This window comes from Hydrogenophaga sp. L310 (assembly GCF_055703065.1).
The window spans coordinates 101,594-116,931 of the sequence record NZ_JBVPZA010000012.1 but is presented as its reverse complement, the minus strand read 5'-3'; the positions used below and the strand labels follow the sequence as shown (position 1 = coordinate 116,931).

The 15,338-nt window shown below is 66.4% G+C and carries 18 protein-coding genes; 4 read left to right on the top strand and 14 right to left on the bottom strand.

What is annotated here, in order from left to right:
• Window positions 1–90: 90 nt before the first annotated feature.
• Window positions 91–543: a hypothetical protein gene (locus AC0GNO_RS18735; protein WP_472905050.1), complete on the bottom strand. Its 453-nt coding sequence runs from the start codon at window positions 541–543 to the stop codon at window positions 91–93.
• Window positions 544–573: 30 nt separating this feature from the next.
• Window positions 574–1,218 (bottom strand): glutathione S-transferase family protein, encoded by a 645-nt coding sequence (locus AC0GNO_RS18730; protein WP_472905049.1) that lies wholly within the window; start codon window positions 1,216–1,218, stop codon window positions 574–576.
• 169 nt (window positions 1,219–1,387) lie between these two features.
• Between AC0GNO_RS18730 and AC0GNO_RS18725 the strand changes: the two genes are divergently transcribed.
• On the top strand, window positions 1,388–2,926 hold the full coding sequence (locus AC0GNO_RS18725) for a DUF2779 domain-containing protein (RefSeq protein WP_472905048.1): 1,539 nt from the start codon (window positions 1,388–1,390) through the stop codon (window positions 2,924–2,926).
• Window positions 2,923–3,627 carry a YecA/YgfB family protein gene (locus AC0GNO_RS18720; RefSeq protein ID WP_472905047.1) on the top strand — a complete coding sequence of 235 codons (705 nt, stop codon included), beginning with the start codon at window positions 2,923–2,925 and terminating at the stop codon, window positions 3,625–3,627. The genes AC0GNO_RS18725 and AC0GNO_RS18720 overlap by 4 nt, the downstream gene beginning before the upstream one ends.
• Before the next feature lie 45 nt (window positions 3,628–3,672).
• On the opposite strand, the gene AC0GNO_RS18715 is transcribed toward AC0GNO_RS18720, so the two are convergent.
• From AC0GNO_RS18715 to AC0GNO_RS18660, 12 genes are all read right to left on the bottom strand, one after another.
• Window positions 3,673–4,092 (bottom strand): hypothetical protein, encoded by a 420-nt coding sequence (locus AC0GNO_RS18715; protein WP_472905046.1) that lies wholly within the window; start codon window positions 4,090–4,092, stop codon window positions 3,673–3,675.
• 84 nt (window positions 4,093–4,176) lie between these two features.
• The gene (locus AC0GNO_RS18710; protein WP_472905045.1) at window positions 4,177–4,908 is read right to left on the bottom strand and encodes a hypothetical protein; all 732 of its coding nucleotides are present in this window, start codon (window positions 4,906–4,908) and stop codon (window positions 4,177–4,179) included.
• A 379-nt stretch (window positions 4,909–5,287) separates the two neighbouring features.
• A complete protein-coding gene (locus AC0GNO_RS18705; protein ID WP_472905044.1) occupies window positions 5,288–6,022 on the bottom strand; it encodes a YkgJ family cysteine cluster protein in 735 nt (244 codons plus the stop codon).
• Window positions 6,023–6,049: 27 nt separating this feature from the next.
• On the bottom strand, window positions 6,050–6,487 hold the full coding sequence (locus AC0GNO_RS18700) for an Ohr family peroxiredoxin (RefSeq protein WP_472905043.1): 438 nt from the start codon (window positions 6,485–6,487) through the stop codon (window positions 6,050–6,052).
• Window position 6,488: 1 nt separating this feature from the next.
• Window positions 6,489–6,737 carry an FmdB family zinc ribbon protein gene (locus AC0GNO_RS18695; RefSeq protein WP_472905042.1) on the bottom strand — a complete coding sequence of 83 codons (249 nt, stop codon included), beginning with the start codon at window positions 6,735–6,737 and terminating at the stop codon, window positions 6,489–6,491.
• A complete protein-coding gene (locus tag AC0GNO_RS18690) occupies window positions 6,724–7,173 on the bottom strand; it encodes a thioredoxin domain-containing protein (protein WP_472905041.1) in 450 nt (149 codons plus the stop codon). Before AC0GNO_RS18690 ends, AC0GNO_RS18695 begins: the two co-directional genes overlap by 14 nt.
• The gene (locus AC0GNO_RS18685) at window positions 7,170–7,997 is read right to left on the bottom strand and encodes an ankyrin repeat domain-containing protein (protein ID WP_472905040.1); all 828 of its coding nucleotides are present in this window, start codon (window positions 7,995–7,997) and stop codon (window positions 7,170–7,172) included. Before AC0GNO_RS18685 ends, AC0GNO_RS18690 begins: the two co-directional genes overlap by 4 nt.
• Window positions 7,994–9,604 carry a nitroreductase family protein gene (locus AC0GNO_RS18680; RefSeq protein WP_472905039.1) on the bottom strand — a complete coding sequence of 537 codons (1,611 nt, stop codon included), beginning with the start codon at window positions 9,602–9,604 and terminating at the stop codon, window positions 7,994–7,996. Before AC0GNO_RS18680 ends, AC0GNO_RS18685 begins: the two co-directional genes overlap by 4 nt.
• Window positions 9,597–10,526, bottom strand: coding sequence for an ADP-ribosyl-[dinitrogen reductase] hydrolase (gene draG / locus AC0GNO_RS18675; RefSeq protein WP_472905038.1), 930 nt, complete (start codon window positions 10,524–10,526; stop codon window positions 9,597–9,599). Before draG ends, AC0GNO_RS18680 begins: the two co-directional genes overlap by 8 nt.
• Entirely contained in the window at window positions 10,519–11,367 is an 849-nt protein-coding gene (locus AC0GNO_RS18670) for an NAD(+)--dinitrogen-reductase ADP-D-ribosyltransferase (RefSeq protein WP_472905037.1), read from the bottom strand. Before AC0GNO_RS18670 ends, draG begins: the two co-directional genes overlap by 8 nt.
• A 20-nt stretch (window positions 11,368–11,387) precedes the next feature.
• Entirely contained in the window at window positions 11,388–11,996 is a 609-nt protein-coding gene (locus AC0GNO_RS18665) for a hypothetical protein (RefSeq protein WP_472905036.1), read from the bottom strand.
• On the bottom strand, window positions 11,993–12,451 hold the full coding sequence (locus tag AC0GNO_RS18660; protein ID WP_472905035.1) for a group II truncated hemoglobin: 459 nt from the start codon (window positions 12,449–12,451) through the stop codon (window positions 11,993–11,995). Before AC0GNO_RS18660 ends, AC0GNO_RS18665 begins: the two co-directional genes overlap by 4 nt.
• Window positions 12,452–12,831: 380 nt before the next feature.
• Between AC0GNO_RS18660 and nifH the strand changes: the two genes are divergently transcribed.
• Window positions 12,832–13,725: a nitrogenase iron protein gene (gene nifH / locus AC0GNO_RS18655; protein ID WP_177138454.1), complete on the top strand. Its 894-nt coding sequence runs from the start codon at window positions 12,832–12,834 to the stop codon at window positions 13,723–13,725.
• Window positions 13,726–13,812: 87 nt separating this feature from the next.
• Window positions 13,813–15,276, top strand: a complete 1,464-nt coding sequence (gene nifD, locus AC0GNO_RS18650) for a nitrogenase molybdenum-iron protein alpha chain (protein WP_472905034.1) — start codon at window positions 13,813–13,815, stop codon at window positions 15,274–15,276.
• Window positions 15,277–15,338 lie beyond the last annotated feature (62 nt).

The following is a 15,338-nucleotide window of genomic DNA, read 5'->3' as shown; positions in this document are numbered from 1 at the left end:
GTGTTTCGGGTGCCATGGCCGTGCACCGTGCACACCGCGCAGCTCATCAGCTTTGCGCAGCGGCATTCGCAGGTGATGCTGAGTCCCAACCTACGACTGGGCCCCGCCACCCGCCACCAAGCCAAAAGCCTCACGCAGCAGCAGCAGCTCCGCCATGTTGCTGCCGCGCAGTTCGCTCAGGGCTTTGAAGCTGCCGCCCATGGCGGCGATGGCGGGCTTGGGCGCGTCGGGCGTGGTGAAGCGCAGCAGGTGCACCCGCAGGGGGCCTTCGACGGTCTGGAACCAGGGCTGGAATGCGGTCACTTCTTCGATGTCGTCGGGGTTCAGGTCGCTGCCTTGCAACACGGCGGCGATCAGGGCCGCGCTGTCGATGGCCGCGGGCTGTTGATCTGGCGGGCTGCTCAGGGCTTGTGCGCCCTCGGGCAAGGCCTGCGGCCAGAGCATGCCGTGCGCCCAGCGCGGGAACACCAGGGCGTGGCTGTAGTCGTCAAAGTGGCAGAGGATGACGCGGTGGTGGCGTTGAATGTCGGCGAGGGTGGTCATGGTGGTGTGGGGGTGTGACAGCAAAAACCTTCAGCGGTAGCCTTCTTCGCGCAGCACCTGGTGCACGACCGGGCGCGCGCGCAGGCGCTCGAACAGGGCCTGGCAGCGCGGCGGCAAGGCCAGGTCGGTCTTGCTGGCCCAGAAGAAGACATAGAACAGGGCCGCGTCGGCGATCGTGAAGTCGGCGCCCATCGCGTAGCCGGTCTCCGGCAGGCCGGCTTCGATCACGGCAAAGGCTTCGCGCACGATGCGCCTGCCTTCCGCCGTGATTGCGGTCGTCCACTGCGCGGTGTCGGAAGCGCTCAGCCCCTCTGGCATGTAACGCTCGGTGGTGAAGATGCGCGTGAAGCCCTGGCCGTGCACCGTGTCCACCGCGTAGTCCATCAGCTCCAGCGTGCGCGCGGCCACCAGCGGGTCGTCGCTCAGCAGGCGCTTGCGTGGGTGGCGCCGCGCCAGCCAGTAGGCGATGGACTGGAAGCTGGTGAGGGCGCTCCCGTCGTCGAGCACCAGCGTCGGGATCGTGCCCTTGGGGTTGATCGCCAAGTAGGCGGGCTGGCGGTGGTCGCCTGCCTGCAGGTTGACGATGTTCACCTGGAACGGCAGCTCCAGCTCTTCGAGCAGGATGTGGATGCCGGTCGTGCACGAGCCGGGCGTCATGTGGAACTGGAGGGTCATGCGCGTCGGGAGTGCAAGACCCGCGCCATGCCCGTTCGGGCGGCCGGGCTTGCACGCCACTTGCTAATTGAGAGCCGTTCACCGGTGCGAGGGCCTGCCGCGTGCCCGCGCCTGTGGCCTTTGTGCCGGTTCCTGTCCGGTCCTGTGTCGGCTTTGTCTGATAGCGCCCATGGTTTTTGCTCCGCCCCTCAACACCGACGACCTGCGCCGCTGGCGCAGCTGCGAGCGCCGCTTCTGGTTGGCGCGCCGCCAGCTGCAGCGCGGCGTGGCGGCGCCTGCGCCGGCACCCACACCGGAAGCCGCGGAGCCGGCGCCCGCCACGGGCCTGGACGTGGCCCTGCGCGCCTCGTTCCCGCACGCCGACACGGTGGCCGCGCCGCAAAGCCCTGCGCAATGGCTGCAGGCCGTGCGCCACACCCTGAACTGCCTCGACAGCGACGCCGAGCCCCCCGAGGGCTGGGCCGTCCTGGGCGCCTGCCTGACCAGCGAAGACCGCGCCCAGGTGCGCATCGACGTGTTGACCGCGGGTGAACACGGGCTGCGCCTGTTCAAGCTGCGCTACGCGACCGTGGGCGACGACACCGACGTGGACACGGTCGCGCTCTGGACCCACGTGGCCGCGCGCTGCGGCTTCGCGGTGCAGAGCGTGGGCCTGCTGCTGGTGGACACGGACTTCGTCTACCCCGGCCACGGCTGTTACGCCGGCCTGTTCCGCGAGGTGGACCTGGGCCCCGTGCTCGGATCGCGCCCGGTGGCCGAATGGCTGGACGCGATGCGCCAGTGCGAGCGCGGCTCCGAACCCGAGGCCACGCCCGGAGCGCATTGCCACCAGGGCAGTGGCTGCGAGTTCGCGGCGAACTGCAAGGCCTGTGTGCTGCCGGCCACAGCCGAACATTCAGAGACCAGCCTCGACATCCTGGGGCGCGAAGCGGCGGCCGAATGGCGCGCCGCCGGCCACCACAGCGTGATGAGCCTGCGCCCCGAAGACATCGCGCCGCCGCGCCAGCGCCGGGCCGTGCGCGCGGTGCAGCAGGGCGCGCCGCTGCTGGAGCCCGAGGTGGGCGCGCTGGCGCAAGCCTGGCCCTACCCGCGCCACTGCCTGCGCTTTGACACCATCGGTCTGGCCGTGCCGATCTGGCCCGGCACCCGGCCTTACCAGACGCTGCCGTTCCAGTGGAGCTGCGCGGTGCAGGCCGCGGACGGCGCGTGGAGCGACCACCACTTTCTGGCCGAAGCCCAGGGCGGTGACCCGCGCCGGGCGTTTGCGCTGTCGCTGCTGGGCGTGCTCGGCACCTCGGGCGCGGTGCTGGCCTACAACGCGGGCTTCGAGCGCAATCGCATCCGTGAGCTCGCGCAGTGGTTCGACGATCTCGCGCCTGCGCTGGAGTCGATCCTGCCGCGCATCGTCGATCTGTTCCAGATCGCACGCAGCCATTACTACCACCCGGTCATGGCGGGTTCGTGGTCGTTCCGCTCCATGGCGCGCGCCGTGGCGCCCGGGCTGGCGATGGACATCGTGCTCGACCCTGCGCTGGGCGCGGGCACCGGGCGCTCGGCGCGGGCCGTGTTTGCGCTGATGCAGAAGCCCGGACAAAGCGCCACCGTGCGCGCGGCCTGCCGGGCCGCGCTGCAAGCCCATGGCCAGCGCGAGACGGAGGTGCTGCGCCGCCTGCTGGCGCTGTTTGAACAAGCCGGAACCGCTCCATGAACACCGTTGCCACCGAACACTTGCCCTTGAGTGTCGAGGACTTCACCGCGCTGGAGGTCTGGCTCAGCGTGCGGCGCCAGTCTTTCCCCGAGACGCCGGACTGGGAGTTCTGCGAAGGCTTCATGGCAGCCCTGGTCTGCTGCCGTCGCGCCATCGCACCCAGCGAATACTGGCCCCGCCTGCTGGGCCTGGCCGCCGATGCCGTGCCCGCCAATGTGTCATCCCTGTGGGCGCGGCGCTCGGCGTTGGTGGAGCAGGCGCTGGACACCCGGGTGAGCGCGCTCGACGACCCCGCGGCCTACCAGCCCGAGCTGGGTGAGAGCGATGACGCGTTTGCCCAGCGCTGGGCGCAGGGCTTCATGGCCGCCGTGGCCGCCTGGCCCGAGGAGTGGGCCGGCCCGCGCAACGCCCAGGCGCAGCAATGGCGCGAGGCGGCACTGAAGCTGTTGCGCGCGCTCACGCTGCCCGACACCGGCGCGCCCACGCTGCACGCGTACGAAGACCAGCAAGGCCCGCCCCGCGTGAGCGCCGCGCGTTTGCAGGACGTGGGCGATGGCATCTGGGCGGTCTACAACCTGCGCGAAACCTGGAAGCGCCTGGGCCCGCGCGTCGAGACGGTGAAACACGCTGCGGCGACACCGGGCCGCAACGATGCTTGCCCTTGCGGAAGCGGGAAGAAGTTCAAGAAGTGCTGTGGTTGAGCAAGGGAGGGTAGTTCACACAGTGCAGGGTTAGCCATCGGCAGCCTAGTTTGCTGATTTTCCTGATGCGGACCATGCGACAAATGCACCTTCTCCCGATATGTAAGCAACATCTTTGACTTTGAAACGGAAAACACCGGGCAACTGATCAACCAGGGAGATGGTGCCCGTTCCCTTGACAAAATTGATTTTCAGATTGGGAGGATGCGCATAGGGGCGAGGGTAGTACACAGTGAAAATTTCATCATCGCGGGCACTGACTTGCACTGTGTCACTCTGGATAAACCCGGATGGTGCTGCAGGTGTCCAGAGGAAAACACCGAGTGTTAGAACTAAAAACCCTGCAACAGTAGCCCAAGCATGTCTTCGATATTTCACTTCTCTGTGAAATATATTCGGCCAAATCGCATAGACGAATGCAGCAAGTGATGCTGTGCCGAACGAAATTTGAAGTAGATCCCACATGACGATTCAATGGCTAACGTTAGGTATGAGAGGCGGCCGAGAGCGGTAGCCATTGGACGTCACCCTCGAGGGAAGGGTTTGGCGTCACCGGGCATGCTCCGTGACAAAGCGAAGCACTCCCGCAACCATGCTTTCAACTTGATCTCGTGTGAACTCCGAGAAGTTGCCATGCGCCGCGTAGTTTCTCAGCGCCGCCCAAGCCCGCAGTTCCTTCGCCTGCAATTCGTTGAAGACCCCTCGCTTCTTAAGCGAATCAATGAGCGCGTTCATGCCTAGCGGTGCGCCTCTATCGTTGGCCGTTGGCTCTGCAGGAGACTGGGCATCGCAGAGCGTTCTTAGAGAGCGCTCAAGGGAGGCCCCTGCGATAACAGCCGCAGCTATGTGATTTGGTTCATCTCTTGAGCCCGAGAGAACGGCCGAGGCCTGTTCTAGGTAATCCGAGAGAACTTCCGCCTCAATCTGCATCGCAAGGGCGTCTAGCGATCCGGTCTCGAGTTCTTTTCGCACAGATCGTAGAAAGCCGACCAAAAATTCGATCTTTGTAGGCTCGCTGCCGAGTGTGTGAAGGCTGTCGACGGTCTTTCGAAGGAGGCTTGATCCAGGGACAACTTGATCTAAGACGGCGATGCACGATGTGCGCCACTCGATGAACTCTGGCTTGCTTGCTAGGTTGAAATGTTGGTAGGTACTCTCCCCTGAAAACAGGTTGGAGCTGGTCTGGCGGGAATGCTGCTTCATCGGCATGCCGGCGCCAGCTGCGACCAACTCATCGATTCGCGCTATGTATTTTGCTTTGATGCGTTCGGCAAGTGCCATGAAGGTTCCTTGTGACAGCTAACTTTGATTAAACCGGTAAGACACCGGACAACCAGAGATTGGTCGACAAATAAAGTCGCATGGCATCCTCAAAATTGATTTCAGATCAAGCCTGTGCCGCATTGCATTGCATTGCGCTGCGAACAGGGTTAGTAGATCCGCCAGAAATGACTGGGTTTGAGACCCATCAGCGAGATGGAAGAGCAGCCAAGTAGCCGCGCACCAGTCTACTCTGGCGTGCTGACTATATTCTGCAAACCTTGCTAACCAAAGCAGCTGCAACTATGCCTTTGTGGCACTGAACCCGGGCTCAACTCTGGGTCGATGCAAGGCTGTCGCAGGCAGCCAAATCCGCCTGTTATTCACCCGCGTAACCCACTCACCGCGGCATCTCGTCAAACCCCGCCGCCATGGCCTCGCGCTGTTCCAGATCCACCGCCGCCTCCGCCAGCGGGTCGGCGCCTTGTAGCCAAGCAGCTTGAGCGTCCGGCGCGTCCAGCGCCAGCAACAGGGCGTGGTTCAGTTCGTAGGCGCCCCAGGCCAGGCCCTGCTGGCGCAGGGCGGCCTGCAAGGCCGACTGCAGCAGCATGCGCACCATCCGGTGCGGCCCGGAAAACGGCACCTCGCTCGCGCGCCCGGCCGCGGCGTCCACGCAGGCGCGCCGGTCGTGCGAGGCGTGGCCGCGGCAGGCCAGTGGTCGCGCGCGGTGGATCAGGCACACGCCTTTCACCACGAAGGCGCAGCGCCGGTGCATCGCCACGCGCGCCGTTTCGTCCTGGCCCCGGGTGGCGGCATCGATCTCGCGCACGGCGGTGATGAGGTCGATGCCGTGGCCCGCCAGCGTCGGCGCGGTGGCGCGCAGGTAGTTGGCCAACACGAACACCTCGGGCGCGAGCGCGGTCACGCGCAACTCGCAGCAGCTGGCGCAGCCCTTGCCGCAAGCCACGGGTGGCTGGCCCTCGCACTGGATAGCCACGTTGCCATCGAAACTGTCCCAGGCCTGCAGCAGCGCGGCCTCCGGGCCGTCGGCGGCGAGCGTGTGTTCAAAGGCACCGCGCTGCTCGCGGAAGAAGGCTTCGGCCCCGTGCTCGGCGGGGGTGGTCTGGTCTGGCATGGGCAAAACTTTCAGGCTTTCAGGCTTTCAGGCCGCCACCGGTGTGTCCAGCACCGCCTTGAGGTTGAGACTCATGTTGGTCTTGGTCGCGTCGGCGTAGGGGCAGATGCCTTTGGCGCGTTCCATCAGGCTGTCGGCCGTGACCTGGTCCAGCGGGCCGGCCAGCGTGGCCGTGAGGCTGAGCGCCATGCGGTAGGCGCCTTCGAAGTTGACGTACATCGACAGCGTGGCCTCGACGTAGCAGCCGCGCAGCGGCAGCTTGTCGGCTTTGGCGATGTGGCGGATCGAGTGTTCGAAGCAGGCTGCAAACGCGCCCGCGAACAGCATCTCGGGGTTCGGCCCCTCGCCGCTGCCGCCCATCTCCTTGGGCACCGCGAGCTTGAGCTTGAAGCTGCCGTCTTCGCTCTGCACCTGGCCCCCGCGACCGCCCTGGGTCAGCATCGTCGTTTTGTAGATCAGGTCCATGTCAAACGCTCTTTCCTTTGAGCAGCCGCGCCTGTTCGGAGGGGCTGTAGTGGTTGAAGTGGCCCTGTGCCGCAGCGAGGCGGCGGTTGGACATGCGGATGGATTCGATCTTGCCGGCCGGGGCGATGCGCGAGACGCACTTCTCCAGCTCCGTGCTCGCACAGTGCGGGCAGGTGGGCACTGTGCTGGCGCGCACCAGCAGCTCGAAGTCGGCCTGACAGGCCTTGCAGTGGTAGTCAAACATGGGCATGTTGGCCTCCGGTGGGGGTGGAACAGGATGTGGTGGGCGAGGCGCAGCCTTCGAGCGAGGTCGGGCGCTGTGCGGAGGGCTCCAGTCCGACCCAGGCCGTCACCGCTGCGGTGTCGAACCCGACGTGGTGGCTGCCGTCGGCGGTGTTCAGCATCAGTGGGCGGCGGATCAGCAGCGGCTCGGCGATCAGCAGGGCGAGGGCGGTTTGGGCGTCCAGTGCCTCGGGCAGCACCTCGCCGCTCTTGATACGCGGCGCGGCACGGTTGAACCACTCGGGCACGGGCAGGGGCGCAAGAAACGCCAGCAGGGCCTCGGCGGTCCAGTGCGCGGTCAGCAGGTTGCGCCGCTCCAGCGTGTGGCCGGCGGCCTGGAGCGTGGCGCGCTGGCGCGCGTTGCCGCCGCAGCCGGGCTTTTCATAAAAAACAAGGTGGCTCATGTGGGGCTTTCGCTGGGGATGGGTTGGCGCGCCGGGCGCAGCAGGCGCAGGCATTCCACGCTGGCGGCCATGTCGAGCGCGCTGAAGTCGTCCTGCGTGCGCAGGCTGGCGTCGGCGCCGAGCGCGAGCAGCTGGCGCAACACGGCGGCCTTGCCGCTGCTGGAGGCGTACATCAGCGCGGTGGCGCCGGTGGTGTTGGTCTGGTCGATCGGCACGCCCGCGCGCACCAGGCGCTCGATGCCCGAGAGATCACCGTGCACGCAGGCCAGCCAGAGCGCGTTGTTGCCGTCGCGGTTGACCGCGCCCAGCGTCACGCCGTGGTGGATCAGCGCGTTCACGATGGCAGCGTCGCCGCGCCAGGCCGCGAGCATCAGGGGCGTGTTGCCGTGTGCGCCGCGCGCATCGGGGTCGTCAAAGCCTTCGGCGCGCAGCCAGTCCGACAGCGCCTGCGTCGGTGGTTTGCGCGGCGGCGCGGGTGGAGGCGGCGCGGGCGCCGCGGGGGCCGGTGCGTTCTGCGCCGCGATCCAGGCCGTCTGGCCGCCGATCAGGTCGCTGACCTCGGTGAAACCGAAGTCGGCAAACATCTGTGCCCAGGTCTGGCTGGCGTTGCCGTGGTAGCAGTAGATCAGCACCGGGCGCGTGCGGGCGGTGCGCAGCAGCAGGGTGTCCTGGTTGTCGCTGCAGAGCCGCACGGCCCCGGGCCAGCCGTCGCGGGCATGGCTGGCGGCGTCGCGCGTGTCGAGCAGCAGGGCGGTGGGGTGGGCCGCGCACCAGGGGCCAAGCTCGGCCACGGTGAGTCGGCGGAAGACGCGTTGGCCTTTCATGGGCGGGGCTCCGGGTAGGGGGGTGTGCTGGCGATGCGCGCGTCCGTCACCGGGTGGCCGACGCTGAAGTGGTAGAGCACCTGCCAGGCCTCGGTGCCCGGGGCGCCCAGGCCGAGCAGCTCGCGCACCGGGTCGTCGAAGAAGCAGCCGATGCCGGTGCCGCGCAGGCCGGCGGCTTCGGCTTCGAGGTAGAGCACCTGGCCGATCAGGCCGGCCTCGCGCAGGCGCTCGCGGTAGCGCCAGGGCTGCTCGCTGTCGCTCGACGGCAGCTCGGCCAGCAGGGCGATCACGAACACCGCGTCGGCACCGATGGCCTGGTGGCAGGACAGGGTGCGCAGCGTGCCGGCCAGCGCCGGGTTGAGGGCCAGCTCGACCAGCGGCAGCTCGGTGGGACAACCTTCGACCGGCTTCCAGGCCAGCTGGGGCAAGGCGGTTTGCAGCCGAGCCTGGGCCGTGGTGTTGCGCGGCAGCAGGTAGGCGCCGGGCGTGAGGCCGTCGACACGGTGGGCAAACAGGATGGCGTGCACCTGCGCGGTCTGGCCCATGTCCCACGGCAGCTGGCCGGCCGGCATCAGCGCGGCGAGCAGGGGCCAGAGGGTGGCGGTGTGTGTGCGTGCGCTGCGGTCGAAGCGCTGGGCGCTGCGGCGCTGGCGGATCAGCTGGGAGGCCTTGGCTGTGCTGCCGGGCAACAGCGTGCGGCGGGCCAACGGAGGCAGTGTCGCAGTCGGTGTTGCGGTGAGGCGGCGTGAGGCCTTGGCCACCGCGTCGATCACCGGCCAGCGGTACATCGGGTGGGCATCGAGCCGGTTGGCTTGCCCGAACCAGCTCGCACCGGCCAGCACCTCGGGCAAATCCAGCGGCGGCGTGTTGATCGCGTCAAAGCACAGCTCGAACACGGCCTCGGCCACTTCGCCCTCCGCGTGCTGAAAATCGCTCACACGGTCCAGGCCCATGAGCGCGGCCAGTTCGCCATGGCCCAGGCCCAGCTCGCGCACGCGCCAGCCCAGCAGGGCGGCGGCGTAGCGCAGGGCGCCGATGGCGTGGCCCATGTCCAGCTGGCAGTATCGGAAGGCGCGCTCGCCGTATTTCCAGGCCTCACGCCAGTGGATCGAGCTGAAACCCACCAGCAGGCGCGGTGCTGCGACCGGCCCGACGAAGGCAGCTCGTTGCTCCAGCGCGTGTTCCCTGGGCGCGTAGTGGTACACCCCATCGGCCAGATCGGACAGGCCCTGCGCCACCAGGTACACCTCGGTCGGGTGCAGGTTGCCGCTGGAGGGATTCACGCGCAGCGCCCAGCGGTCGGGGCCGAGTTCTTTCCAGGCCGAGAGCGCGAACGACAGTTCGAAAAGGCGGCCGATCTGGGCGAGGTTCGCGGGAAAGGCCTCGCGCCCGGGCTCGAAGAGTTGATTCCAGCCGATGGCCTCGTCAGCGGCCTTCAACGGCAAGGACGTGATCGGCGCGCCAGCGAAGCGGCGGAAAGGGTCGGGCTGGGCGTCCCAGTCCAGCGTCTCGGGGCCGGCGGCGTAGGCGCCCAGCCGGTGCTTGCTGCGCTCGTGGTAGGCCTGTACGCGGGCCAGCGCGCTGACTTGCGCGGTGTTTTCAGCCATGGGGCACCTCCGCCGGGCCGTGCGCGAGCGCGAGCAGGCCGCTGCACTGGTCGGTGATGGCCATCACGGTCTGAGGCTGCAGGCGCTGCAGCCAGCGCCGGGGCAGGGCGGCCGCGCCGCAGCGCGCACCGGCCAGCATGCCGATCAGCGCGCCGGTGGTGTCGGCGTCGTCGCCCTGGTTCACGGTGGCGATCAGGGCTGCTTCAAAGTCGCGGTGCCGGGTGTAGAAGTGCAAGACAGTCTGCACCGTGTCGACGACATAGGCCGTGGCGTGGCCGCGGTACGGTGCAAATTTGAAGGCCGGGTTCTGCTCGATCCAGCGATCGATCCAGAGCAGGCTGTCGACCTGGCTGGCGCCATCGATGAGCCGGCGCACGAGGTGGCCAAAGCCCAGCGTGGCGGCGTCGGACAGCGGGTGGTGGTGCGTCAGCCGCGCCTGGGCGATGGACAGGCGCTCGAAGGCAGCGTCGTCGCCCAGCGTGGCCAGGGCCACGGGCAGGTTGCGCATCAGCGCGCCGTTGCCGCCGTCGCCGGCGTTGTAGGGGCCCGACAGGCTGCGCTCGTGGAGGTACCGCAAGATGCCGCGCCGGCAGGTGTTGCCGATGTCCACCGGCTTGGCCTGGAACCAGCGCACGAAGGCCTGGCCGATGGCGTGCACCAGCGCGTCGTCGCCGAGGGCATGGCCTTGCAGGGCCTGTGGGCCGCCCTGCAGCAACGCCTCACCCAGCGCGAGGCACATGGTGGTGTCGTCGGTAACCTGGCCGCGCGCGAGCTTGAGCCAGCCGCCGCCCACGATGTCGCGGTGCACGCCGTATTGCAGGGCGATCTCGCGCGGGCGCATGAATTCGACAGTCGCGCCCAGCGCATCGCCGATGGCCAGACCGAGGTAGGCGCCGAGCACCTGGTCGAAGCGGTCAGTCATAACGCGCCACCACGTCGTAGTCGCCACCGAGTGCAATCACCTCCTGCTCGCCCTGCAGCACCTGGCCGGGCAGCAGGCCGGGAAAGACCAGCAGCTTGCTGCGCGGCACCAGCAGCTCAAACACCCAGTCGCCAAAACACGAGGCTTCTTCGGGGCTGAGGCTGAAGGAGACGATGTTGTTGAGCCGAACGCGGCAACGGCGTTCGCGCAGCGTGCCCTGCAGCAACTGCTCTTCCACACGGTTGCTGCCGCGCCAGAGCCGCACGTGGGGGCCCTGCATCTGGGGCGCGGGCAGCGGGAAGCGGGCGAGCGCCCACTGGCAGAACTCGTACAGCAGGTCGAGCTGCTGGTGGATGTTGTTGCTGTGGTGGCGGCTGCTGGTTTTTTCTTCCAGGTAGGCCACCCAGGCCGGTGAAGGGAAGTGCGCCAGCGGCGCTTTGTGGAACGTGGGCACCAGGCCGAAGCGGCTTTCGACCCAGCCCTTGAGCACCGCACCCGCGACACCGTTGGCGTCCATGCCCCAGCCCTGCAGCAGGCGGCGCCAGCTGCCGCGCCAGCGCCGTGGCTCGGCCGATGTCGCACTGCCGATGGCGGGCTTCTCGGGAGCTTGCAGACCGAAGGCGATGGACAGGTAGTGCACAAAGACCTCGCGCGCTTCGGTCAGGTCGTCGCAGCGGTCCAGCAGCGCGAAGAGACCCGGCTGGGTCTCGCGCGTGCCGGCGATGTGCAGCTCGGGCGCACGCTGGTTGAAGCCCGTGCTGGCCAGCCAGGCCGTGGACACCCCCACCAGGTTGGTGCTGGTCCAGCGTTGGGGTTGGTCAAGGCCTTCATCGCTTGCCACGGCCGGCTCGGGAGGTCGGATCAGACGGGGCGGTTTTCGTTGGGATTCCGCACGGGGCCCATGAGGGTCAGGCCTTCTGCGTAGGTGATGGTGTCGAAGGTGACGTCGTACTTCAGCGCGGCGTCGGCGATGGCGTCGAGCTTGCCCGCGGTGTCCTTCTTCTTCAGGTCGCCCTTTTCCAGGTAGAACAGGTCGAGCAGTTCGTTGTAGACCGTGGCCTCGTCGATCGGCAGCACATAGAACATCGCGCCCTTGTACGGCACCTGGTACTTCTTCGACAGGTCGATGTTGTTGCAGAACAGGAAGTACTTGCCGCCCGCGCTCAGCGTGTCGCCCAGCACCTCGGCCACGTCCTTCAGGTACTCGAAGCTCAGCAGGTAGCCGGCGAAGAATGACAGGGTTTTCTCGCCCACGGTGCCCACCGCCATGGCCTGGCCGCACAGCAGTTCGGGCGGGCGGGCCTCGTCGGCCAGCTTGGGCGCAAAACGCAGCGCGAGTTCGCCGCGAAAGCCGACCCGGCCGAACTTGTTGGTGGTGCCCTTGAGCAGCGGGTTGAGCAGGCGGCCCTCGGTGTCCAGGCGGGCAAACGCGGTGTCGTCGATCTCTTGGGTGGCCAGGGTGGCGGTCATGGAGCTTCCTTCGGGTTGGTGGCAGGGATTGCCGGGGGGTTTGGGGTGTTGCGCATCCAGTCGGCGGTCTTGAAGAAGGCCGCCATCAGCAACTTGTGCTGGTCCGGGGGCACGCCGGTCTGCTGCATGGCGGCGTCCATGCAGGCGAGCCAGGCGTCGCGCTCGGGCACGCCGATGGGAAAGGTCGCGTGGCGCATGCGCAGGCGCGGGTGGCCGCGCTGCGCCGTGTAGTCCTTGGGGCCGCCCAGCCACTCGGCCAGGTACAGCCGCAGCACGGCCTTGGTGTGGCCCAGATCGGGCTCGTGCATGGCGCGGATCCCGCGCGAATCGCTGCGGCTGTCCATCTGCGCGTAGAAGGCGTTGACCAGGCGGTCCACCGCCGCCTGGCCACCGATCGCTTCAAAGTGCGAGGGCGGTGCCAGCGGGGCGGTGGTGAGCGCGTGGGGCAGGTTCATGCCTCTCTAGAGAGCAATGACCGTACCAGGCGGATTTGTCCACCCGCGGCCATCAAATGCGACACAAAGCCGCCGCGGCGACCCGTCGACGCGATGTGTGTGCGACGGATTTCGCCGTTTTGTCGGGAACAGGACAAAGCCCTTTCAGCGCCCGCAGCGAGCCCTGAAAACTGCGTTTTTCCCTCTGTGGAGGCCCTGTTTCAAGAGCGACAAAACAGAGGCCAAACAACATGGCACGGAAGCTGCAAAGAGGAGGCTGCGCGGACACCAGTCCGGCCGACGTGAACCTAGAGCAATAAGACCAACAGGCACGAAAGGCTGACCCAAAGTCGCGGCAACGCTTGCTTAGGTTCTTTAACTTTCCTGAATGGAGTACTGCAATGGCCAAACTTCGGCAAATCGCCTTCTACGGTAAAGGCGGCATCGGTAAATCGACCACTTCCCAGAACACCCTGGCTGCTCTGTCCGACCTCGGCCAGAAAATCCTGATCGTCGGCTGCGACCCCAAGGCCGACTCGACCCGCCTGATCCTGCACGCCAAGGCCCAGGACACCATCCTCTCGCTGGCCGCTGAAGCCGGTTCGGTGGAGGACCTGGAGCTCGAAGACGTGATGAAGATCGGCTACAAGGACATCCGCTGCGTCGAGTCCGGTGGCCCTGAGCCAGGCGTCGGCTGCGCTGGTCGCGGCGTGATCACCTCGATCAACTTCCTGGAAGAAAACGGCGCCTACGACGGCGTGGACTACGTGTCCTACGACGTGCTGGGTGACGTGGTGTGCGGCGGCTTCGCCATGCCCATCCGCGAAAACAAGGCGCAAGAGATCTACATCGTGATGTCGGGCGAGATGATGGCCATGTACGCGGCCAACAACATCTCCAAGGGCATTCTGAAGTACGCCAACTCGGGTGGTGTGCGTCTGGGTGGCCTGGTCTGCAACGAGCGCCAGACCGACAAGGAACTGGAACTGGCCGACGCCCTCGCCGGCATGCTGGGCAGCAAGCTGATCCACTTCGTGCCGCGCGACAACATCGTGCAACACGCCGAGCTGCGCCGCATGACCGTGATCGAGTACGCGCCCGATTCCAAGCAGGCCGCCGAGTACCGCACCCTGGCTTCGAAGATCCACAACAACGCTGGCAACGGCACCATCCCCACCCCCATCACGATGGACCAGCTGGAAGACATGCTGATGGAGTTCGGGATCATGCAGCAGATCGACGAGTCCGAAGTCGGCAAGGCCGCTGCGGCCGCCGCCGCCCTGGCCGCCGCCTGAACGGCCCCACAAGTCCGATCCGCCTGGCTTGTGCCGGAGGGTCGGTCTTGATCACCCAAGCAAACCAAATATCCATCGGAGTTACCCATGACTGCCACAGTTGAAGACCGCAAGGCCACGAACAAAGCCTTGATCGATGAAGTGCTGAAGGCCTATCCCGAAAAGATGGCCAAGCGCAGGGCGAAGCACCTGGGCTCGTTCGAAGAAGGCAAGCCGGACTGCGGCGTCAAATCCAACATCAAGTCCCTGCCGGGCGTCATGACCATCCGCGGTTGTGCCTACGCCGGTTCCAAGGGCGTGGTGTGGGGCCCCATCAAGGACATGATCCACATCAGCCACGGTCCCGTGGGTTGTGGCCAGTACTCCTGGGCCGCACGCCGCAACTACTACATCGGCACCACCGGCATCGACACCTTCGTGACGATGCAGTTCACCAGCGATTTCCAGGAAAAGGACATCGTGTTCGGTGGTGACAAGAAACTCGACAAGATCATCGACGAGATCCAGGAACTGTTCCCGCTGAACAAGGGCATCTCGATCCAGTCCGAATGCCCGATCGGCCTGATCGGCGACGACATCGAAGCCGTGTCGAAGAAGAAGAGCAAGGAATACGAAGGCAAGACCATCGTGCCCGTGCGCTGCGAAGGTTTCCGTGGCGTGAGCCAGTCGCTCGGCCACCACCTGGCCAACGACGCGATCCGCGACTGGGTGTTCGACCGCACCGATCCGAACAAGCGTCCCGAGTTCGTCTCCACGCCGTACGACGTGGCCATCATCGGCGACTACAACATCGGTGGCGACGCCTGGTCCAGCCGCATCCTGCTCGAAGAAATGGGTCTGCGCGTGATCTCCCAGTGGTCCGGCGACGGCACCATCGCCGAGATCGAGAACACGCCCAAGGCCAAGCTCAACGTGCTGCACTGCTACCGCTCGATGAACTACATCAGCCGCCACATGGAAGAGAAGTACGGCATTCCATGGGTGGAATACAACTTCTTCGGCCCGACCATGATCGAGAAGAGCCTGCGCGAAATCGCCAGCCACTTCGACGACAGCATCAAGGCCAAGGCCGAAGAGGTCATCAACAAGTACAAGCCGCTGATGCAGGCCGTGATCGACAAGTTCAAGCCGCGCCTGCAGGGCAAGAAGGTCATGCTGTTCGTGGGCGGTCTGCGTCCGCGCCACGTGATCGGTGCCTACGAAGACCTGGGCATGGACGTGGTCGGCACCGGCTACGAGTTCGGCCACGGCGACGACTACCAGCGCACCACGCACTACGTGAAAGACGGCACGCTGATCTATGACGACGTGACCGGCTACGAGTTCGAGAAGTTCGTCGAGCAGGTGCAACCCGATCTGGTCGGCTCCGGCATCAAGGAAAAGTACGTGTTCCAGAAGATGGGCGTGCCGTTCCGCCAGATGCACAGCTGGGACTACTCCGGCCCGTACCACGGCTACGACGGCTTTGCCATCTTCGCCCGTGACATGGACATGGCGATCAGCTCTCCCATCTGGGGCCTGACGAAAGCGCCTTGGAAGAAGGCCGCCTGAAGAAGTCTGCGGACGGCCTGGTCTGAGCCGGTCGTCCGCTCCTTGAATCTCAACATCCTCTG

Bases quoted from the DNA above. Each gene is read 5' to 3' on its own strand.
- AC0GNO_RS18735 (WP_472905050.1), bottom strand. From the start codon at position 543: ATGACCACCCTCGCCGACATTCAACGCCACCACCGCGTCATCCTCTGC.
- AC0GNO_RS18730 (WP_472905049.1), bottom strand. From the start codon at position 1,218: ATGACCCTCCAGTTCCACATGACGCCCGGCTCGTGCACGACCGGCATC.
- AC0GNO_RS18725 (WP_472905048.1), top strand. From the start codon at position 1,388: ATGGTTTTTGCTCCGCCCCTCAACACCGACGACCTGCGCCGCTGGCGC.
- AC0GNO_RS18720 (WP_472905047.1), top strand. From the start codon at position 2,923: ATGAACACCGTTGCCACCGAACACTTGCCCTTGAGTGTCGAGGACTTC.
- AC0GNO_RS18715 (WP_472905046.1), bottom strand. From the start codon at position 4,092: ATGTGGGATCTACTTCAAATTTCGTTCGGCACAGCATCACTTGCTGCA.
- AC0GNO_RS18710 (WP_472905045.1), bottom strand. From the start codon at position 4,908: ATGGCACTTGCCGAACGCATCAAAGCAAAATACATAGCGCGAATCGAT.
- AC0GNO_RS18705 (WP_472905044.1), bottom strand. From the start codon at position 6,022: ATGCCAGACCAGACCACCCCCGCCGAGCACGGGGCCGAAGCCTTCTTC.
- AC0GNO_RS18700 (WP_472905043.1), bottom strand. From the start codon at position 6,487: ATGGACCTGATCTACAAAACGACGATGCTGACCCAGGGCGGTCGCGGG.
- AC0GNO_RS18695 (WP_472905042.1), bottom strand. From the start codon at position 6,737: ATGCCCATGTTTGACTACCACTGCAAGGCCTGTCAGGCCGACTTCGAG.
- AC0GNO_RS18690 (WP_472905041.1), bottom strand. From the start codon at position 7,173: ATGAGCCACCTTGTTTTTTATGAAAAGCCCGGCTGCGGCGGCAACGCG.
- AC0GNO_RS18685 (WP_472905040.1), bottom strand. From the start codon at position 7,997: ATGAAAGGCCAACGCGTCTTCCGCCGACTCACCGTGGCCGAGCTTGGC.
- AC0GNO_RS18680 (WP_472905039.1), bottom strand. From the start codon at position 9,604: ATGGCTGAAAACACCGCGCAAGTCAGCGCGCTGGCCCGCGTACAGGCC.
- draG (WP_472905038.1), bottom strand. From the start codon at position 10,526: ATGACTGACCGCTTCGACCAGGTGCTCGGCGCCTACCTCGGTCTGGCC.
- AC0GNO_RS18665 (WP_472905036.1), bottom strand. From the start codon at position 11,996: ATGACCGCCACCCTGGCCACCCAAGAGATCGACGACACCGCGTTTGCC.
- AC0GNO_RS18660 (WP_472905035.1), bottom strand. From the start codon at position 12,451: ATGAACCTGCCCCACGCGCTCACCACCGCCCCGCTGGCACCGCCCTCG.
- nifH (WP_177138454.1), top strand. From the start codon at position 12,832: ATGGCCAAACTTCGGCAAATCGCCTTCTACGGTAAAGGCGGCATCGGT.
- nifD (WP_472905034.1), top strand. From the start codon at position 13,813: ATGACTGCCACAGTTGAAGACCGCAAGGCCACGAACAAAGCCTTGATC.